General features: G+C 64.6%; 18 protein-coding genes, 2 tRNA genes and 3 rRNA genes. 8 read left to right on the top strand and 15 right to left on the bottom strand.

Translation table 11 applies throughout. The features are described 5' to 3' along the window. Positions 1-55: 55 nt before the first annotated feature. From OD750_RS12575 to OD750_RS12545, 7 genes are all read right to left on the bottom strand, one after another. A complete protein-coding gene (locus OD750_RS12575; protein WP_263545580.1) occupies positions 56-673 on the bottom strand; it encodes a hypothetical protein in 618 nt (205 codons plus the stop codon). A gap of 203 nt (positions 674-876) precedes the next feature. Beyond that, positions 877-1,107, bottom strand: coding sequence for a hypothetical protein (locus OD750_RS12570; RefSeq protein ID WP_263545579.1), 231 nt, complete (start codon positions 1,105-1,107; stop codon positions 877-879). 401 nt (positions 1,108-1,508) lie between these two features. Continuing rightward, positions 1,509-1,621: ribosomal RNA gene (gene rrf, locus OD750_RS12565) — 5S ribosomal RNA — on the bottom strand. Positions 1,622-1,744: 123 nt separating this feature from the next. Further along, positions 1,745-4,619 (bottom strand): 23S ribosomal RNA (locus OD750_RS12560). Between the two features lie 183 nt (positions 4,620-4,802). Then, positions 4,803-4,879, bottom strand: a tRNA-Ile gene (locus tag OD750_RS12555). A 37-nt stretch (positions 4,880-4,916) separates the two neighbouring features. After that, positions 4,917-4,992, bottom strand: a tRNA-Ala gene (locus tag OD750_RS12550). Positions 4,993-5,080: 88 nt separating this feature from the next. Continuing rightward, positions 5,081-6,619: ribosomal RNA gene (locus OD750_RS12545) — 16S ribosomal RNA — on the bottom strand. The 16S, 23S and 5S rRNA genes sit together here with 2 tRNA genes alongside, the layout of an rRNA operon. Positions 6,620-7,169: 550 nt before the next feature. Between OD750_RS12545 and OD750_RS12540 the strand changes: the two genes are divergently transcribed. Both OD750_RS12540 and OD750_RS12535 read left to right on the top strand, forming a co-directional pair. Beyond that, positions 7,170-7,511, top strand: a complete 342-nt coding sequence (locus OD750_RS12540; RefSeq protein ID WP_263545578.1) for a PilZ domain-containing protein — start codon at positions 7,170-7,172, stop codon at positions 7,509-7,511. A 14-nt stretch (positions 7,512-7,525) separates the two neighbouring features. After that, a complete protein-coding gene (locus OD750_RS12535) occupies positions 7,526-7,960 on the top strand; it encodes a DUF192 domain-containing protein (RefSeq protein ID WP_263545577.1) in 435 nt (144 codons plus the stop codon). 9 nt (positions 7,961-7,969) lie between these two features. On the opposite strand, the gene OD750_RS12530 is transcribed toward OD750_RS12535, so the two are convergent. Continuing rightward, on the bottom strand, positions 7,970-8,164 hold the full coding sequence (locus tag OD750_RS12530) for a hypothetical protein (RefSeq protein WP_263545576.1): 195 nt from the start codon (positions 8,162-8,164) through the stop codon (positions 7,970-7,972). A 188-nt stretch (positions 8,165-8,352) separates the two neighbouring features. Here OD750_RS12530 and OD750_RS12525 point away from each other — a divergent pair, with 188 nt between their 5' ends. Further along, positions 8,353-9,183, top strand: coding sequence for a SirB1 family protein (locus OD750_RS12525; RefSeq protein ID WP_263545575.1), 831 nt, complete (start codon positions 8,353-8,355; stop codon positions 9,181-9,183). A 39-nt stretch (positions 9,184-9,222) separates the two neighbouring features. Here the strand turns inward: OD750_RS12525 and OD750_RS12520 are convergent, their stop codons facing one another. Next, entirely contained in the window at positions 9,223-9,429 is a 207-nt protein-coding gene (locus OD750_RS12520) for a rubredoxin (protein WP_263545574.1), read from the bottom strand. A 118-nt stretch (positions 9,430-9,547) separates the two neighbouring features. Between OD750_RS12520 and thiE the strand changes: the two genes are divergently transcribed. Then, the gene (gene thiE / locus OD750_RS12515) at positions 9,548-10,168 is read left to right on the top strand and encodes a thiamine phosphate synthase (protein ID WP_263545573.1); all 621 of its coding nucleotides are present in this window, start codon (positions 9,548-9,550) and stop codon (positions 10,166-10,168) included. 12 nt (positions 10,169-10,180) lie between these two features. After that, positions 10,181-11,464 carry a glutamate-1-semialdehyde 2,1-aminomutase gene (hemL, locus tag OD750_RS12510; protein ID WP_263545572.1) on the top strand — a complete coding sequence of 428 codons (1,284 nt, stop codon included), beginning with the start codon at positions 10,181-10,183 and terminating at the stop codon, positions 11,462-11,464. Here hemL and OD750_RS12505 read toward each other — a convergent pair. After that, positions 11,461-12,687, bottom strand: a complete 1,227-nt coding sequence (locus OD750_RS12505) for an acetylornithine/succinylornithine family transaminase (protein WP_263545571.1) — start codon at positions 12,685-12,687, stop codon at positions 11,461-11,463. The genes hemL and OD750_RS12505 overlap by 4 nt on opposite strands. A gap of 142 nt (positions 12,688-12,829) precedes the next feature. On the opposite strand from OD750_RS12505, the gene OD750_RS12500 reads away from it, so the two are divergent. Continuing rightward, complete coding sequence (locus OD750_RS12500; RefSeq protein ID WP_263545570.1) at positions 12,830-13,948, top strand: trans-sulfuration enzyme family protein; 1,119 nt, start codon at positions 12,830-12,832, stop codon at positions 13,946-13,948. A 19-nt stretch (positions 13,949-13,967) separates the two neighbouring features. Here the strand turns inward: OD750_RS12500 and OD750_RS12495 are convergent, their stop codons facing one another. Genes OD750_RS12495 through OD750_RS12480 form a run of 4 tightly spaced genes read right to left on the bottom strand, consistent with a single transcriptional unit; the run spans position 13,968 to position 16,962 of the window. Beyond that, positions 13,968-14,387 carry a VOC family protein gene (locus OD750_RS12495; protein ID WP_263545569.1) on the bottom strand — a complete coding sequence of 140 codons (420 nt, stop codon included), beginning with the start codon at positions 14,385-14,387 and terminating at the stop codon, positions 13,968-13,970. Between the two features lie 25 nt (positions 14,388-14,412). Continuing rightward, a complete protein-coding gene (locus OD750_RS12490) occupies positions 14,413-15,021 on the bottom strand; it encodes an LON peptidase substrate-binding domain-containing protein (protein WP_263545568.1) in 609 nt (202 codons plus the stop codon). 22 nt (positions 15,022-15,043) lie between these two features. After that, entirely contained in the window at positions 15,044-16,405 is a 1,362-nt protein-coding gene (mpl, locus tag OD750_RS12485; RefSeq protein ID WP_263545567.1) for a UDP-N-acetylmuramate:L-alanyl-gamma-D-glutamyl-meso-diaminopimelate ligase, read from the bottom strand. A 2-nt stretch (positions 16,406-16,407) separates the two neighbouring features. After that, entirely contained in the window at positions 16,408-16,962 is a 555-nt protein-coding gene (locus tag OD750_RS12480) for a hypothetical protein (RefSeq protein ID WP_263545566.1), read from the bottom strand. A 26-nt stretch (positions 16,963-16,988) separates the two neighbouring features. Between OD750_RS12480 and OD750_RS12475 the strand changes: the two genes are divergently transcribed. Continuing rightward, positions 16,989-17,237, top strand: a complete 249-nt coding sequence (locus OD750_RS12475; protein WP_263545565.1) for a sulfurtransferase TusA family protein — start codon at positions 16,989-16,991, stop codon at positions 17,235-17,237. Positions 17,238-17,252: 15 nt separating this feature from the next. On the opposite strand, the gene OD750_RS12470 is transcribed toward OD750_RS12475, so the two are convergent. Next, entirely contained in the window at positions 17,253-17,825 is a 573-nt protein-coding gene (locus OD750_RS12470) for an adenylate kinase (RefSeq protein ID WP_263545564.1), read from the bottom strand. 336 nt (positions 17,826-18,161) lie between these two features. Here OD750_RS12470 and OD750_RS12465 point away from each other — a divergent pair, with 336 nt between their 5' ends. After that, positions 18,162-19,424, top strand: a complete 1,263-nt coding sequence (locus tag OD750_RS12465; protein WP_263545563.1) for a 6-phosphofructokinase — start codon at positions 18,162-18,164, stop codon at positions 19,422-19,424. Positions 19,425-19,712: the final 288 nt, after the last annotated feature.

Below are 19,712 nucleotides of genomic sequence, written 5' to 3'. Positions count from 1 at the left end.
ATTCGTTGAAACTTTCGTCACCGGTTTGTTTTCGTCGGATGCGACCGACGGCTCGTCAGTCTTTGAAGCCGTCCTGGAAAATTCGATCGCGGGCTTTCGCGGCGATCCACAAGGTGTCGTAGCTCGGCGTCGTCGTCACGCGCAGCAGCACCGAACCGTCGGCGCCGGCCCACGTGTCGGCGCCGCTCCCCGAACGCGCGGCGATCGCGCCGCCGCTCGTTGCGATTGTTGCGATCGCCGCCTGTGCGGTGCCCGACGCCGTCGGCACCCCGACCGCCTGACCGGTGGCGAGCAGCCTTTCCGGCGCGCGACCTTCGGACGGCAGCCACAGGGCGACTTGTCCGTCGGACGTACGCGCGATCAGCGCGATGTCGCCGCCGGCCAAGATCGTGCGTTCGTACAGGTCGGTCCAGGTCAGTCCGCCGCCGGGCGAATAGGCGCCGGTGTCGCCGAGAATGGCTACCGGTTGCGGGCCTGCGCTCGAGCCTGCGCGCCAAAGTCCGACTCGGCTGCCCGAGGCGGTGTTCACGAACGCGCTGAATGTGACGTGGCGACCCGCGGCGTCGAGCGATTCCCAGACGAAGCTCGAGAACGCCGCGCCGCTCCAGTGCGGCGAAAAATCGCCGATGTCGCCGGCGAGCGCGCGATTTCGATGTTGCGCACGCCGTCCCATAGCCAGGCGCCGTCGGTGTACGCGTTCGCCGCGCCTGCGCGCGCGAGGAACGCACGCTTGCCGTCGATGCCGCCGTCGTACGCGTCGTCGAAACGCTGTGCGAACGTATGGCCGGACTCGACGCCGACGCGACCCGGTCCGGTCGTGCCGGTAACACCCAACGCCATGAAGCGCTGCAGCGTGCCGTTCCGCTGGCGCGTCCACTAGCCGGCATCGGGCGCCTGCGACGTCCAGAAGCCCCAGCGGCTGCCGCCGTCGGTCCAGCCGGCCGACTCGATCGCGCGGTCGCCGGCTGCCTGCATCGGCGCCATCGGCACGACCGGGTTCTGGCCGCCGACGACCGTCCAGTTCGCCGTCTGCGCGTGCGCAGCGCCGGCAAGCGCGGCGGACAGCTCAGCGATGGGGGCGCCATTTCGAATCGAGAAAGAGTTCATCCGTATTCCTGCCGTTGAAGAACGGCGACGCCGTTCGCCACGAAGAGGCTCGTAGACTAGCCGCCCCCTCGAGTCGGGGCGCGGGCAAAGACGCACGTTTCGGTGCGAACGTCCGTCAACGGCACGTTTTCGTATACGAACGACACCTTGCTTCGGTAGTGAAACAGCGGTGACCGAAGCGTCGAGCGGATTCCACGGACTTTCGCGTGCGCGGGCTCTTTTCGAGAACCATAAAAGCAAAAAGCACCAATCGCAAGATTGGTGCTTTGTATAAACTCGTTCCTCATGCCGGATCGCTCGCGCAGATCATGCGATCGAGCGCGCGCGGAACACCGTTGTTGTTTTTGAGCCGCTAAAAGCACAAGGCGCTCTCCGATGGAGAGCGCCTTGTAGTTGTAAGGCCCTGGCAGTGACCTACTCTTGCATGCGGATGCACACTACCATCGGCGCGGGTTCGTTTCACTTCCGAGTTCGAGAAGGGATCGGGTGGTACCAAACCGCTATGGCCGCCAGGGAGACGTTGGGGCTTGCGCCGTAAAAGAAGCGCACTGCCCGGCATTGGGACTTGGGATGTGAACAGAGTTGGGATCGCAGTCTCGACGTGTAGTTGAGACGAAGCGAAGCAGCTTGGAGTTATATGATCAAGCCGCACGGATCATTAGTATCGGTTAGCTCGGCATTACTGCGATACACACCCGACCTATCAACCAGGTAGTCTACCTGGGTCCTTCAGGGAGCTTGAGCTCCGGGAGATCTCATCTTGAGGCGCGCTTCCCGCTTAGATGCTTTCAGCGGTTATCGCTTCCGTATATAGCTACCCGGCAGTGCCACTGGCGTGACAACCGGAACACCAGAGATACGTCCACTCCGGTCCTCTCGTACTAGGAGCAGCCCCTCTCAAATCTCCAACGCCCACGACAGATAGGGACCGAACTGTCTCACGACGTTCTGAACCCAGCTCGCGTACCACTTTAAATGGCGAACAGCCATACCCTTGGGACCGACTACAGCCCCAGGATGTGATGAGCCGACATCGAGGTGCCAAACACCGCCGTCGATATGAACTCTTGGGCGGTATCAGCCTGTTATCCCCGGAGTACCTTTTATCCGTTGAGCGATGGCCCTTCCATACAGAACCACCGGATCACTAAGTCCTACTTTCGTACCTGCTTGATCCGTCGATCTTGCAGTCAAGCACGCTTATGCCTTTGCACACAGTGCGCGATGTCCGACCGCGCTGAGCGTACCTTCGAGCTCCTCCGTTACTCTTTGGGAGGAGACCGCCCCAGTCAAACTACCCACCATACACGGTCCCCGATCCGGATTACGGATCCAGGTTAGAACGTCAAGCACATCAGGGTGGTATTTCAACGTTGGCTCCATGCCAGCTAGCGCCGGCACTTCAAAGCCTCCCACCTATCCTACACAGACGAACTCAACGTTCAGTGTAAAGCTATAGTAAAGGTTCACGGGGTCTTTCCGTCTTGCCGCGGGAACGCTGCATCTTCACAGCGATTTCAATTTCACTGAGTCTCGGGTGGAGACAGCGCCGCTGTCGTTACGCCATTCGTGCAGGTCGGAACTTACCCGACAAGGAATTTCGCTACCTTAGGACCGTTATAGTTACGGCCGCCGTTTACTGGGGCTTCGATCAAGAGCTTCGCCTTGCGGCTGACCCCATCAATTAACCTTCCAGCACCGGGCAGGCGTCACACCCTATACGTCCACTTACGTGTTTGCAGAGTGCTGTGTTTTTGATAAACAGTCGCAGCGGCCTGGTCACTGCGGCCCAAAACTGCTCAGCAACGCGTGTTGCCACAGTTCTGGGCGCACCTTCTCCCGAAGTTACGGTGCTATGTTGCCTAGTTCCTTCACCCGAGTTCTCTCAAGCGCCTTGGGATTCTCACCCTGCCTACCTGTGTCGGATTACGGTACGGTCTGACCGTAGCTGAAGCTTAGAGGATTTTCCTGGAAGCGTGGCGTCAGTGACTTCGCTCAAAGAGCTCGTCTCGGTGCTCGGCGTAAATGAGAGCGGATTTGCCTACTCTCAACGCCTACCGCCTTTCCCCGGGACAACCAACGCCCGGTACACCTAGCCTTCTCCGTCCCCCCATCGCACTACAGTCAGGTGCCGGAATATTAACCGGCTTCCCATCGACTACGCTTTTCAGCCTCGCCTTAGGGACCGACTCACCCTGCGCCGATGAACGTTGCGCGAGGAAACCTTGGGCTTTCGGCGGGGAGGCTTTTCACCCCCCTTATCGTTACTCATGTCAGCATTCGCACTTCCGATACCTCCAGCAGACCTTACGATCCACCTTCGCAGGCTTACGGAACGCTCCTCTACCGCTTACTCTTGCGAGTAAACCCCGAGCTTCGGTACATCGCTTAGCCCCGTTAAATCTTCCGCGCAGGCCGACTCGACCAGTGAGCTATTACGCTTTCTTTAAAGGGTGGCTGCTTCTAAGCCAACCTCCTGGCTGTCTATGCCTTCCCACATCGTTTTCCACTGAGCGATGATTTTGGGACCTTAGCTGCGGGTCTGGGTTGTTTCCCTTTTCACGACGGACGTTAGCACCCGCCGTGTGTCTCCCACGCTGACACTTGCTGGTATTCGGAGTTTGCAATGGTTTGGTAAGTCTCAATGACCCCCTAGCCATAACAGTGCTCTACCCCCAGCAGTGATACGTGAGGCGCTACCTAAATAGCTTTCGAGGAGAACCAGCTATCTCCGGGTTCGATTAGCTTTTCACTCCTAGCCACAACTCATCCCCTACCTTTGCAACGGGAGTGGGTTCGGGCCTCCAGTCCGTGTTACCGGACCTTCACCCTGGTCATGGCTAGATCACCCGGTTTCGGGTCTACACCTTGCGACTATGCGCCCTATTCAGACTCGGTTTCCCTTCGCCTACCCTAGACGGTTAAGCTCGCCACAAAATGTAAGTCGCTGACCCATTATACAAAAGGTACGCAGTCACCCTTGCGGGCTTCCACTGCTTGTACGCATACGGTTTCAGGTTCTATTTCACTCCCTTCACCAGGGTTCTTTTCGCCTTTCCCTCACGGTACTAGTTCGCTATCGGTCAGTCAGGAGTATTTAGCCTTGGAGGATGGTCCCCCCATGTTCAGACAGGGTTTCACGTGCCCCGCCTTACTCAATTTCACCCACGATGCCCTTTCGCGTACCGGGCTATCACCTTCTATGGCCAGCCTTTCCAGACTGTTCCGCTAGAACATCGTGTGCTTATGGGCTGTTCCCCGTTCGCTCGTCACTACTTGGGGAATCTCGGTTGATTTCTTTTCCTCCAGGTACTGAGATATTTCAGTTCCCTGGGTTCGCCTCCTCACCCTATATATTCAGGTGAGGATACTCATTGCTGAGTGGGTTTCCCCATTCGGACATCATCGGATCAATGTCTGCTGCCAACTCCCCGATGCTTTTCGCAGGCTGCCACGTCCTTCATCGCCTCTGACTGCCAAGGCATCCACCGTATGCGCTTAGTCGCTTGACCATATAACTCCAAGTTGCCTCGGAATCGATCAAACTCCTGGATATTTCGCCTACTTGCCTCAACGACACGTCTTGGTGACTCGACTGAGTCCCAAACGCTTGTTCACATCCCAAGTTGTCAAAGAACGCACCGCGACCTCAACGTCGCGTTGCTTTAAATTCGTGTGCGCAGTTACATCCAGAATGGTGGGTCTGGGAGGACTCGAACCACCGACCTCACCCTTATCAGGGGTGCGCTCTAACCACCTGAGCTACAGACCCAAATGTCTTAGTCGACGCTCGCGCGCCGTTCGCTGGTTGGTGGAGCTGACCGGGATCGAACCGGTGACCCCCTGCTTGCAAAGCAGGTGCTCTCCCAGCTGAGCTACAGCCCCGTCTAACGGAGCCCCGACTCTCGTCGGGCTCTTATTCTGGATGCAGGTGCCTTGTGTGGACGCCTTGGTATGGGCTTCGTCGTTCTCGAAAGGAGGTGATCCAGCCGCACCTTCCGATACGGCTACCTTGTTACGACTTCACCCCAGTCATTGACCACTCCGTGGTAAGCGTCCCCCTTGCGGTTAGACTACCTACTTCTGGAGCAACCAACTCCCATGGTGTGACGGGCGGTGTGTACAAGGCCCGGGAACGTATTCACCGCGACATTGCTGATTCGCGATTACTAGCGATTCCGACTTCACGGAGTCGAGTTGCAGACTCCGATCCGGACTGGGATCGGTTTTCTGGGATTGGCTTCACCTCGCGGCTTCGCAACCCTCTGTACCGACCATTGTAGTACGTGTGTAGCCCTGGCCGTAAGGGCCATGATGACTTGACGTCATCCCCACCTTCCTCCGGTTTGTCACCGGCAGTCTCCTTAGAGTTCCCACCTTTACGTGCTGGCAACTAAGGACAAGGGTTGCGCTCGTTGCGGGACTTAACCCAACATCTCACGACACGAGCTGACGACAGCCATGCAGCACCTGTCTCACGGTTCCCGAAGGCACCAATCCATCTCTGGAAAGTTCCGTGGATGTCAAGGCCAGGTAAGGTTCTTCGCGTTGCATCGAATTAAACCACATACTCCACCGCTTGTGCGGGCCCCCGTCAATTCCTTTGAGTTTCAGTCTTGCGACCGTACTCCCCAGGCGGCGAACTTAACGCGTTAGCTTCGACACTGATTGCCAAGTTGCAACCAACGTCCAGTTCGCATCGTTTAGGGCGTGGACTACCAGGGTATCTAATCCTGTTTGCTCCCCACGCTTTCGTGCCTCAGCGTCAGTGTTGATCCAGATGGCCGCCTTCGCCACTGGTGTTCCTCCCGATCTCTACGCATTTCACCGCTACACCGGGAATTCCACCATCCTCTATCACACTCTAGCCAGCCAGTATCCACTGCAGTTCCCAGGTTGAGCCCAGGGCTTTCACAGCAGACTTAACTAACCGCCTACGCACGCTTTACGCCCAGTGATTCCGAGTAACGCTTGCACCCTTCGTATTACCGCGGCTGCTGGCACGAAGTTAGCCGGTGCTTATTCTTTCGGTACCGTCATCCAGCCCAGGTATTAGCCGAACTGATTTCTTCCCGAACAAAAGTGCTTTACAACCCGAAGGCCTTCTTCACACACGCGGCATGGCTGGATCAGGCTTGCGCCCATTGTCCAATATTCCCCACTGCTGCCTCCCGTAGGAGTCTGGGCCGTGTCTCAGTCCCAGTGTGGCTGATCATCCTCTCAGACCAGCTACGGATCGTCGCCTTGGTGGGCCTTTACCCCACCAACTAGCTAATCCGGCATCGGCTCATCCAATCGCGTGAGGCCTTGCGGTCCCCCACTTTCACCTCTCGGTCGTATGCGGTATTAGCGTAAGTTTCCCTACGTTATCCCCCACGACAGGGTAGATTCCGATGCATTCCTCACCCGTCCGCCGCTCGCCGCCAGGGTTGCCCCCGCGCTGCCGCTCGACTTGCATGTGTTAGGCCTGCCGCCAGCGTTCACTCTGAGCCAGGATCAAACTCTTCAGTTAGATCTTCTGACTTACGTCAAACTTATCTCAGGGTCCATCTAGCTTGCATATGCATGCTTGCTTTTCGGACGCCTTGTGTATCGATGGACTACGTCCACCCAAGGCGCCCACACAAGTCACCTGCGCACACTGTCAAAGATCTCGTTGCGGTGCGGAACCTTCCGGCCCCGCGGCGGCGAACATTTCGTTCAACCGAGCCCGCTATCTTACATCCCTTTTCGTTTCCGTCAACACCCAAATTCGATCTTTTTTCCACCGAACCCAGATGCCAACCACAGAGCTTCCTGCCCCTCCCCGCCGCCTCAACGTTGCCGTCTCAGCGAAGGGGCGCGAATCATACTGAGCCGTGTCGGGAATGGGAAGGGGTTCGGGCAAAGTTTTTTCGATCTTCGCGCAAGAGACCCGAGCGCGGCAGGCGAACCTCTCTCGCGCATAGAAAGCTCGCACGCGCGCGGGCCGGGGAGCCCCGCAGATCGGACAGGTCGCACGGGACGCCGCAAAGGCCTGTGCTAGCATCCGGACGATCTCAAGGACCTCGGTGAAAGACTGTATGGGCGAGCTGTACGACGAGCGCCGCCAGGAGCCCCGTTTCGCGACGTCGGGCACCTACACCCTGCAAAGCGGTTCGACCGGTTCGCCGGGGCGCGTTTTCGATCTGTCGCTGAACGGAGCGATGCTCGAGGAGGTTCCGGGTCAGCCGCTGGCGACCGGTACGCGCGTACTCCTCGTTCTGAGTTTTCCCGGCCAGCCCGACTTTGCCGCCGACGTCCTCGTTCAGCACATCGCCAACGGGCGCGTGGGCGTCGAGTTCTACGACATGTCGCCCGACCATTTCAGCGCGCTCGCGCGGCTCGTCGAACAGCATCGACGCAGCGCCCTTCAAGCCACTTGATCACAGGAACCCCGATGTCCACCCGTGTTATCCGCGCGCTAGGCGCCTTGGCGCTCGCCGCCTGCTCGAATCTTCACGCCCAGGCGGTTTCGTACGTCATGCTCAAGGAGCATCGTTTCATCGTCGAGCTCGCCGACAACGACGAGACGCGCACCAGAGGCCTGATGTTCCGCGAACGCATGGGCAAGGAGCACGGCATGCTGTTCACGTTCCCGGCGGAAATGCCGCTCGCGTTCTGGATGAAGAACACGTTGATTCCGCTGGACATGCTGTTTTTCGACAAGCAGCAGCGCCTGGTTTCGGTGCAGCAGAACGTCCCGCCGTGCAAGGCCGACCCGTGTTCGACCTATCCGAGCGCGGGACCTGCAATGTACGTGCTCGAGCTCAACGCCGGCCAGGCCGCGAAACTCGGCGTCAAGCCGGGCGACAAGCTCGACATTCACCGCTAGTTCGCCGATTCAGCGCGCGATCGATACTGCGCGGATCGCCTCGACGGCCGTCGGCGCGAGCGGCGCCCGGTGCGGCTCGCCTTCCGCGACCGCCTCGCGCAGCGCATGGAAACAACGCACGCCGGGCTGGTAAGGCACCGGCACCAGTCCGGCCGACATCGCGTCCGACCAGTCTTCGTCGCACACCGGAACGAATTGTTTCACGACACCACTCCTGCTGACGGCGGGCATCTGCCGGCGTCTCTGGGTCGCGGCGCCGGCTGCCCGCACGAGGCCATTAGGCCAGCGGCTGCGGGAGCGGCCATGACGTCTTTATGGCGCAATGGTGGCGATCGATAGTGGCACGGTTGTCCGGTTGGGTTACCATCGATCCAAGGCCCCGGAGTAGTCGCATGAACGATCCCTGGCTCCGTTTGCAGCAAGCTCCCGATCGTGAAATTTCCCTGCTCTCGGCATCGCTTCTGATCGCCAAGGACGAATACCCCGAGTTGTCGACGTCCGACTACGAACGCCGTATCGACGACTACTGCAACCGCCTCGACGCCGAATTTCGCCGCGCCGACTCGGACACCGCCCGTCTCTCCCGCCTGAACGCGTTCCTGTTCGGCGAACTCGGCTTCGCCGGCGACGAGCGCAACTATTTCGATCCGCGCAACAGTTATCTGAACGAAGTGCTCGATCGCCGCCTCGGCAATCCGATTTCGCTCGCGGTCGTGCAGATCACGCTCGCGCAGCGGCTCGGCCTGCCGCTCGAGGGCGTGTCGTTTCCCGGGCATTTTCTCGTGTGCCTGCCGCTCGACGAGGGCATCGTCGTGCTCGACCCGTTCCACCGCGGACGCACGCTCGACCTGCCGGAACTGCGGCGTCGCGCACGCAGCGAACTGGCCGCACGCGACGTCGACGATCAACGCCTCGCCAACCTGCTCGAACCGGCCAGCCATCGCGCCATCGTCGCGCGGATGCTGCGCAACCTGCGGATCGGCTACGAGGAGCGCGCCGCGTGGGACAAGGCGGTGCGTTGCGCCGACCGCGTCCTCACGCTCGATCCGCTTGCCGTCAGCGAATACCGCGAGCGCGGCAACCTGTACCTGAAACTCGGCCACACGCTCGCGGCGCGTGACGATTTCAAGCGCTATCTCGCGCTCGCGCCTCAGGCCGAGGACGCCGAAACGGTGATGAGCCAGCTGATCAGCTGTTCGGCCGAGACGCTGCGGATCAACTGAGCGGCTCGAAAAAACCGCAAGGACGAACCATCGGCCTGCTCAGCCGATTTCGATCATCTCGAAGTCGGATTTCGTCACGCCGCAGTCCGGGCACGTCCAGGTTTCCGGCACGTCGTCCCAGCGCGTGCCGGCTTCGATGCCGTCGCCCGGCCAGCCTTCGGCTTCGTTGTAGATGAATCCGCAAACGACGCACATGAAGGTGCGGAACGGGGCGTCGGCGCCCGCCGCGGAATCGGCTGGAGACATGTCGGCTCGCAAGAAAAACGGAAGACGCGCATTGTCGCAGCCCGGCCGTGGACGGTTCAACGCACCCGGCACGAACGACCGAGCGGTTAAACTCGGCGTTTCTCCGGCGGAATCGCCCGTGCCCCACCCTCTGCTTGCGCGCCGCGGCCTGTACGCGATCACCGACGGTCCGCGCGCCGATCTCGTCGATGCCGCCGATGCCGCGCTCGCCGGCGGCGCCGTGCTGCTGCAGTACCGCGACAAGACGGCCGACGATGCGCGCCGCCGCGACGAGGCGCAGGCGCTCGCGCGACTGTGCGCCGCGCGCGGCGTCGGTTTCATCGTGAACGACGACGTGGCGCTCGCGCACGCCGTCGGCGCGGCCGGCGTACATCTGGGCGAAGACGACGGGGATGTCGCCGCCGCCCGCGCCGTGCTTGGCCCAAGCGCGATCATCGGCGTCTCGTGCTACGACGCCATCGATCGCGCGCGTGGACTCGTCGCGGCCGGCGCCGACTACGTCGCGTTCGGCGCGTTCTATCCGTCCGCGACGAAGCCGCACGCGCGCCGGGCGACGACCGCCCTGTTGCGCGAAGCGGCGGCGCTCGGCGTGCCGCGAGTGGCGATCGGCGGCATCACGCCGGACAATGCGCGCCCGTTGATCGACGCCGGCGCCGATCTCGTCGCCGTGATCACCGCCGTGTTCGGCGCGCGCGACGTGCGCGCGGCGGCGAAGCGGTTCCAGTCTTTGTTTACCTGAGCGGATGCCACGATGACTACGAATCACGAACTGTTCCAGCGCGCGCAGCACCTCATGCCTGGCGGCGTGAACTCGCCGGTGCGCGCGTTCAAGTCGGTCGGCGGCGAGCCGTTCTTTACCGCGCGCGCCGACGGCGCGTACCTGTGGGACGTCGAAGGCAAGCGCTACGTCGACTACGTCGGTTCGTGGGGGCCGATGATCGTCGGCCACAACCATCCGCACGTGCGCGCCGCGGTCGAGCGCGCCGTGCAGAACGGCCTGTCGTACGGTACGCCGTGCGCGGCCGAGGTGACGATGGCCGAAACGGTCACGCGCCTCGTGCCGTCGATGGATATGGTGCGCATGGTCAATTCGGGCACCGAGGCGACGATGGCGGCGATCCGCCTCGCGCGCGGCTACACCGGCCGCAACAAGATCGTGAAGTTCGAGGGCTGCTATCACGGCCACGGCGACGCGTTTCTCGTCAAGGCCGGTTCCGGCGCGCTGACCTTCGGCGTGCCGACGTCGCCGGGCGTGCCGTCCGGGCTCGCCGATCTCACGCTGACGCTGCCGTACAACGATCTCGCCGCCGCCGAAAAACTGTTCGCCGAAGCCGGCGACGACATCGCGGGCCTCATCATCGAGCCGGTCGCCGGCAATATGAACTGCATCCTGCCGCGCGACGGATATCTGCAAGGCCTGCGCGACCTGTGCACGAAGCACGGCGCGCTGCTGATCTTCGACGAGGTGATGACCGGCTTTCGCGTCGCGCTCGGCGGCGCGCAGGCGCACTACGGCATCACGCCGGACCTCTCCACGTTCGGCAAGATCATCGGCGGCGGCATGCCGGTCGGCGCGTACGGCGGCCGGCGCGAGATCATGCGGCTGATCGCGCCGAGCGGCCCGGTCTATCAGGCCGGCACGCTGTCGGGCAATCCGGTGGCGATGGCCGCGGGCCTGGCGATGCTCGAACTGATCCAGACGCCGGGTTTCTACGCCGAAATCGACCGCAAGACGCGCGTGCTCACCGACGGCCTCGCGGCGATCGCGCTCGAGGCCGGCGTGTCGATGACCACGAACCGCGTCTGCGGCATGTTCGGCCTGTTCTTCACGTCGGAAAAAGTGGAAACGTTCGCACAGGCGACCGCGTGCGACACGGCGCTGTTCAATCGCTTCTTCCAGGCGATGCTCGAACGCGGCGTGTATCTCGCGCCGTCCGCGTTCGAGGCCGGATTCGTGTCGAGCGCGCACGATGACGGCGTCATCGCCGCGACGTTCGACGCCGCGCGCGAATCGCTGCGCGTCGCAAAGAACTAGGCGAGGTCTTTCAGCACCTCGCGCAACACGGCCAGGCCCTCGGCGACGTCCGCGTCGCCGATGTTCAGCGCCGGCACGAAGCGCAGCACATCCGGGCCGGCCTGCAGCAACAGCAGGCCGCGCGCGACCGCGGCGTCGAGCACGTCGCCGGCCCTGCCGGCGAGACGTTCGGCGAGCACGGCGCCGAGCATCAGCCCGCGTCCGCGGATTTCGCGGAACACGCCGAAATCGGCATCGATCGCTTCGAGCCCCGCGCGCAACGCGGCCGACTGCCGTTCGACATTCGCGCGAATGTCCGCCGAATCGAGCCGTCGCAGCGCGACGCGGGCGATCGCGGCCGCCAGCGGATTGCCGCCGAACGTCGTGCCGTGCGCGCCGAACTGCAGCGTCTGCGCGACCTTCTCGCCGGCCAGCATCGCGCCGATCGGAAAACCGCCGCCGAGCGCCTTGGCGAGCGTGAGTATGTCGGGTTTCGCGTTATCCCACTGCCACGCCCACAGCTTGCCGGTGCGGCCCATGCCGCTCTGGATTTCGTCGAGCGCCAGCAGCGCGCCGTGGCGATCGCACAGTTCGCGCAGCCCCGCGAGGAATCCCGGCGCGGCCGGCAGCACGCCGCCTTCGCCCTGTATCGGCTCGACCAGCACGGCCGCGACATCGCCGGTCGCCATCGCCGCCTCGACCGCGGCGAGATCGTTGTACGGGCAGTACCGGAAACCGCCCGGCAGCGGCTCGTAGCCTTCCTGGTATTTCGGCTGCGCGGTGGCGGTGACCGCCGCGAGCGTGCGGCCGTGGAACGAACCCTGGAACGTGATAATCACGCGGCGATCCGGGCCGCGGCCTTGCGCCGCGGCCCAGCGGCGCACGAGCTTGATCGCCGCTTCGTTCGCCTCGGCGCCGGAGTTGCACAGGAACACGCGCTCGGCGAAGCCGGACGCCGCGACGAGTTCTTCGGCGAGCCGCAGCGGCGGTTCGCTGACGAAGATATTGCTCGTGTGCCACAGCTTGCCGGCCTGTTCGACGAGCGTCGCGACGAGTTCCGGATCGGCGTGGCCGAGCCCGCACACGGCGATGCCGGCGGCGAAATCGACGTACTCGCGGCCTTCGCTGTCCCACACGCGCGAGCCGGCGCCTCGCGCCAGCACGATGCGTCGCGGCCGATACACCGGCACGTAGTAGCGATCGGCGTTGGCGAGCAGGGCTTGCGTGGCGGCGGACGTGGTCACGACGGTTCCATGGCGTGGGGGAAAGAACGCCGATTATGCGGCAGCGCCGCACATGGCTCTAATGCGACGATGATCGATGGCCTTTGCGCGCTCGCGCACCGGCATCGCACACTGCCCGTTCGACTTTGCCAGGAGCACGCCGATGCGTTTCGAAACCCAGGCCGTACATGCGGGCGCCGAGCCCGACGCCGAAACCGGCGCGCTGTCGCCGCCGCTGCACCTGGCGACGACGTTCCGCCACGGCCCGGCCGGCGAACGCCAGGCCGGCTACGAATATGTGCGCGAAAGCAATCCGACGCAGACGCGTCTGGAAACCGCGCTCGCCTCGCTCGAGCAGGGGCGCGCGGCGCTCGCGTTCGCGTCGGGCATGGCCGCGATGAACGCGCTGCTCGAATCGCTGCCGGCCGGCTCGCACGTGCTGCTGCCGTCCGACTGCTACACCGGCCTGCGCGAACTCGCGCGCGAGTTTCTGCCGCAGCGGGGCCTCGAGGCGAGCGCCGTCGACATGGGCGATCTCAAAGCCGTCGCCGCCGCGCTCCGTCCGAACACGCGCTGCGTCTGGCTCGAAACGCCGTCGAACCCGCTGCTGCAAGTCGCCGACATCGGCGCGATCGCCGATCTCGCGCATCGCCACGGCGCGATCGTCGCGTGCGACAACACGTTCGCGACGCCGGCACTGCAGCAGCCGCTCGCGCTCGGCGCCGACGTCGTGATGCATTCGATGACGAAGTATTTCGGCGGCCACAGCGACGTCATGGGCGGCGCGCTCGTGTTCGGCCGCTCGGACGAGCTGCACGAGGCGGTGTTCCACCGCCGGCACATCACCGGCGCGGTGCTGTCGCCGTTCAACGCGTGGCTGATCCTGCGCGGCCTGCGCTCGCTGCCGGCGCGCATGGCGTGGCATTGCGCGAACGCGCGGCGCATCGCGGCGTTTCTCGCGGCGCATCCGCGCGTCGCGGCGGTGCACTATCCCGGCCTCGCGTCGCATCCGGGCCATGCGATCGCGGCGCGGCAGATGCGCGATTTCGGCGCGATGCTGAGCTTTCAACCGCACGCCGGGCGCGACGCCGCACTCGCCGTCGCCGGAAAACTCAAACTCGTCACGAACGCCACGAGCCTCGGCGGCTGCGAATCGCTGATCGAGCACCGCGCGTCGATCGAAGGACCGCATCCGGTGTCGCCGCCGGATCTGCTGCGCCTGTCGGTCGGCGTCGAACACGTCGACGATCTGATCGCCGACCTCGAGCAGGCGCTGTCCTAACGGGCGCTGTCGCAGCGATCTACCAGTTGCCGGTGTTCGGCATCGACACCCACGGCTCGCGCGGTTCGAGCGAGCCGTTCTTCTGCAGCAGCTCGATCGAGATCAGGTCGGGCGAACGCACGAACGCCATGCGGCCGTCGCGCGGTGGCCGATTGATCGTCACGCCGTGTGCCTGCAGGCGTTCGCACGCCGCGTAGATGTCGTCGACCGCGAACGCGAGGTGGCCGAAGTTGCGCGCGCCGCCGTAGTCCTCGGCATCCCAGTTGTACGTCAGTTCGATTTCGGCGTCGGGCGATTCCGGCGCCGACAGGAACGCGAGCGTGTAGCGTCCCTGCGGATAGTCCTTGCGCCGCACTTCGACGAGGCCGAGCGCGTCGCAGTAGAACTTCACCGACGCGTCGAGATCGCGCACGCGCACCATCGTATGCAAGTATTTCATGGCTCTACCTTTGTACTTGTTCGGGTCACGCCGACTGGAACCGCGGAATGCAGCGCGTGAGCGCATCGAGCCGCGCGAGCGGGTCGGACAACTGTAGAAGGTGCTGCCGCTCGGACATTTCAAGCGGCAGGAACTCGGCCAGCCGGAAACCGACCCAGCTCGCGTCGTCGAATCGTGCGCGCTCGGCGCGTGCGTGTTCGCCGCCGGCGCGTTCGAGCAGGCGTTCGAGGATCGTCGCGAGCAGACCGTGCTCGGGCGGCACCGGCACGACCGGTTCGTCCGGCCACCACGCCACTTCGCCGTGCACGAGCCCGTTGTCGCGCACGCGCGAATGCGCGACCCGAAAACGGCGGCTGCCGCTCGCGCGGATGCCGAGCAGGCCGTCGGGCAAGGTGTAGAAGTCGTCGATGCGCGCGAGCGTGCCGACCGCGGCCGGCGCCGCCGGCAGCCCGGCTTCGGTGCCGGACAGGATCAGACAGACGCCGAAGCCCTGCCCGTTCTTCGTGCAGTCGCGCACGAGCGCGAGATAGCGCGGCTCGAAAATGCGCAGCGCGAGCGAACCGCCCGGAAACAGCACGGTGTTGAGCGGAAACAACGGGATGTCGTCGAGCGCCACGGCGCCGAGTGTAGACACAGTCGCCGGCCTCGCGCGAGCGTCAGCGCCGCGCGCGCAGAAGATCGACGAAGCGCCGCGGCGCGTTCTCGAAACCGCCGTTGGACATGAACACGACGTGGTCGCCCGGCCGCGCCGCGGCCACGAGTTCGGCCAGCAGTTCGTCGACGCTCGCGGCGGTGCGGCCGCGGCCGTCCAGCGCGTCGGTCACGCGGCCGGCGTCCCACTTGAGTTCCGGGCGCTTGAGAAACACCACGGCGTCGGCGTCGGCGAACGACGGCGCGAGTTCGTCCGCGTGCGCGCCGTCGCGCATCGAGTTCGAACGCGGCTCCATGCCGACGAGCACGCGTGCCTGGCCGACCTTCGCGCGCAGTCCCGCGAGCGTCGTCGCGATCGCGGTCGGGTGATGCGCGAAATCGTCGTAGACCGCGACGCCGCCGTGCTCGCCGACGCGCTCGAGCCGGCGCTTGGCGCTGTCGAACCGCGCGAGCGCGGCGATCGCCGCCGCCGCGTCGACGCCGGCCGCATCGGCCGCGGCGATCGCCGCGAGCGCGTTCATCACGTTGTGGCGGCCGATGAGGTTCCAGCGCACCGCGCCGCGTTCGACGCCGGCGTGCACGACGCGAAACGCCGAGCCGTCGGCGCGCTCGAGCCGCGCCTGCCAGTCGCCCTCGTCGATGCCGAAACGCGTGACCGGCGTCCAGCAGCCCTGCGCGAGCACCTGCGCGAGACGCGCGTCCTCGGCGTTCACGACGAGCCGCCCGTTGCCGGGCACGCAGCGCACGAGGTGGTGGAACTGACGCTGGATCTCGCCGACGTTCGCGAAGATGTCGGCGTGGTCGAATTCGAGATTGTTGAGGATCGCGATCTGCGGCCGGTAGTGCACGAACTTCGAGCGCTTGTCGAAGAACGCCGTGTCGTATTCGTCGGCCTCGATGACGAAGTCGTCGCTCGCCCCGAGCCGCGCCGAGACCCCGAAATTCTGCGGCACGCCGCCGACGAGAAAACCCGGCGCGCGACCGCAGGCGTCGAGGATCCAGGCGAGCATCGCCGTCGTCGTGGTCTTGCCGTGCGTGCCGGCGACGGCGAACACGCGGCGCTGCCGCAGCACGTTTTCGCCGAGCCACTGCGGGCCGGAGATGTACGCCATGCGCGTATCGAGCATGTGCTCGACCGCGGCGTTGCCGCGCGACAGCGCGTTGCCGACGACGACGAGTTCCGGCGCCGGCGTCAGATGCGCGGCGCTGTAGCCGGACTTGAGTTCGATGCCGAGTTCGGCGAGCTGCGTGCTCATCGGCGGATAGACGTTCGCGTCCGAGCCTTCCACGCGATGGCCCAGCTCGCGCGCGAGCGCGGCGACGCCGCCCATGAAGGTGCCGCAAATGCCGAGGATGTGAACGTGCATCGCTAGACTCCCGCAGCGGACGCCGCGCGCTCGCCGAACAGCGCCGCCAGCACGATGACGTTGGCGATGCCGATCAGGATCGTCACGAGCATGCCGGCGAAGAACGGCACGTCGAGCGAGTGGCGCAGGATGTGCGCCTCGACGCAGAGTTTCCAGATCGCCGCGACGAGGAACAGCAGCCCCGGCAGCGCCTGTTCGGGCCGCATCAGGCGCGTGGATTCCGGCGAGATGTCGCCGAGCATCCACAGGAGCGGCGCGGCGAGCGCGAGAAACACGATGCTGGTCAGCGTCTGCGCGAGCAGCGTCTGCATGAAGCGGCTGTTGAAGCCGCGGGCGTGCAGCAGCAGATACATCAGGCCGATCGGCACCGCGTTCGTCACGATGAGCCGCGGCAGCGTCTGCGACAGCGGCTTGTCGCCGAACAGCACGCTGACCGCGAGCGGGATCAGGAGGACGGCGACGACGGAGGCGATCGTCAGGTTCGGCGCGTACGGCAGATCCTGCGGGCCGCGCTTGAACGTCAGGATATCGCGTAGGATCTGGAGCAATTCACGCATTACGATTCCAAAGACGGCGACGCCCGATGTCCGTGCGCGGCGAAGACTACGACATTCTGGTGGACGCGCGCGGCCTCGTCTGTCCGCAACCGCTGCGCCTGCTGCGCGGCGCGCTGCGCCATGCGCAGCCGGGTGCGACAATTTGCCTCGTCGCCGACGACCCGCACGCGCTGATCGACGTGACGGCGCACTGCCAGCGCGTCGGACATGGGTTGATCGGTGAGGAAACGCAAGGGACGGCGCTGCGCCTGCTGATTCGCAAGCGCAGCGACTAGAGCCCGCCGAACTATTTATGCGGCCTGACGCGGCAACGCCGAAAGGATGCGCTGGAACACGTCGCCGAGTTCGCCCACGCCGTCGAGCACCGTCAGCTTGCCGTGTTTTTCGTAGTAGCCGGCGACCGGCGCGGTCTGCTGCTCGTAGATCTCGAGGCGCTTGCGCACGGTTTCGGGCGTGTCGTCCTTGCGGCCTTCGGCGGCGGCGCGGCCCGCGAGGCGCTCGACGATCATCTCGTTCGGCACGACGAGCTGCAGCGCGACGTCGACCGGCTGGCGCAGGCGCGTAAGCAGCGCCTCGAGCGCTTCGCACTGCACGAGGTTGCGCGGATAGCCGTCGAGTATGAAGCCGGCGCGCGCGTCGGCCTGTTCCAGGCGCTCCTCGAGCATGCCGAGCACGATCTCGTCGGAGACCAGGTGCCCCGCATCCATCACTTCCTTCGCCTTGAGACCGAGCGGCGTGCCGGCCTTGACGGCGGCGCGCAAAAGATCCCCAGTGGAAATGTGCGGAATGTTGAGTTCGACCTTGAGCATGGCGGCCTGGGTTCCCTTGCCTGAGCCCGGCGCCCCGAGTAGGACGATACGCATGATGGACGACTACCTCGATGATGAAATATCGCTCGCATCGTCCGCGTGGGGCTCGTTCCGCGCCTGTGACCGCCCGACGCGGTCGGGCGGCAGTCGCGCGCGCGACGCCGACGTTGCTCGTTGTTTTCGGCCGCGGCGGGGCCGCAGCGCTGGGTTAGACTGTTCGGCAAAGCTAGCGGCAGGCACCCGGTTAGTCAAACAACCGTCATGTCGGACGCAGCCAGGAAGCCTCGTTCCGCCGCCGGATCGCGCCTCGCGCCCCGGGCCGGACGATGCGCATCGGACCTTGGTCGTATCAGCCACACCGGGTACAACCCGGCGCACGGAGTTTTCGTCATGAGTCAGGGCAAGTTGCTATATGCGCAGTCCGGCGGCGTCACCGCCGTCATCAACGCCACCGCCGCCGCGGTGATCGAAACCGCGCGCGCCGCCGGCGTGCCGGTGCTCGCCGGCCGCAACGGCATCATCGGCGTGCTGCGCGAAGAACTCATCGACACGCGCAAGGAATCGGCTGCGGCGATCGCCGCGCTGCGCCACACGCCGGGCGGCGCGTTCGGCTCGTGCCGGTTCAAGCTCAAGTCGTTCGAGCAGAACCGCGAACAGTACGAACGCCTGATCGACGTGCTGCGCGCGCACGACGTGCGCTACTTCCTCTATAACGGCGGCAACGATTCGGCCGACACCGCGCACAAGGTGTCGCAGGTCGGCAAGGCGCTCGGCTACGCGGTGAACTGCATCGGCGTGCCGAAAACGGTCGACAACGACCTGGCGGTCACCGACTGCTGCCCGGGCTTCGGTTCGGTCGCCAAGTACACGGCGCTGTCGATCCTCGAAGCCGGCTACGACGTCGAATCGATGTCCGAATCGTCGACCAAGGTGTTCATCATGGAAGTGATGGGCCGCCACGCCGGCTGGATCGCCGCGGCCGCGGGCCTCGCCGGCAAGAACGCCGACGAGCCGCCGCATCTGATCCTGTTTCCGGAAGTCGCGTTCGACGAGGAGGCCTTCCTCGCGAAGGTGAAGGCGACCGTCGAACGCGTCGGCTATTGCACGGTGATCGCGTCGGAAGGGCTCAAGAACCAGGCCGGCGAGTTCCTCGCCGAAGCCGGCACGCGCGACGCGTTCGGCCACAGCCAGCTCGGCGGCCTCGCCCCGGTGCTCGCGCAGCTCGTCAAATCCAAGCTCGGCTACAAGTACCACTGGGCGCTGCCGGACTATCTGCAGCGTTCGGCGCGCCACATCGCGTCGCAGACCGACTACGAGCACGCCACCGCCGTCGGCAAGGCCGCGGTCGAGCTCGCGCTCGCGGGCAAGAACGCGGTGATGCCGGTGATCAAACGCACGTCGGACGCGCCGTATCGCTGGAAAATCGAGTCGGCGCCGCTGTCGAAGGTGGCCAACCACGAGAAGAAGCTGCCGAAGAACTACATCAGCCGCGACGGCTACGGCATCACCGACGCGGCGCGCCGCTACCTCGAGCCGCTGATCCGCGGCGAGGCGTATCCGCCGTACGGCAAGGACGGCCTGCCGAAGTACGCGCGCATGAAGAAGGTGCTGGTGGCCAAGAAGCTGCCCGAGTACAAGATCGCCGACAAGTAACCGCTTTTCCCTTCGTGGACAAAGCGCGCGGCGCGGGCCGCGCGCCGGCCGCCGCCGTACCGCGGCGGCCTTTTGCAGCGCAAAAACCACAATCGCGAAACGCTGGCATACTCGGCGCGTTGGTCTGCTGTACTTCCGCTTGAGATTGCCGCAGGTCCGCACGACCGGGGGAAGGTCGTACGGACGCGAGGTGTGTTCGTGCCCGGAAAGTAGCGCAACACCCATCGCTCCTGCCGGCAGGCTCAGGGTCTGCCTTGATGCGTGCGTTCGTGACGATGGGAGAGTTCG

The sequence above is a fragment of the Tahibacter soli genome, from assembly GCF_025717065.2.
GTDB classification, from domain to species: Bacteria; Pseudomonadota; Gammaproteobacteria; order Xanthomonadales; family Rhodanobacteraceae; genus Tahibacter; species Tahibacter soli.
This window is presented reverse-complemented; position numbering and strand designations above follow the sequence as displayed.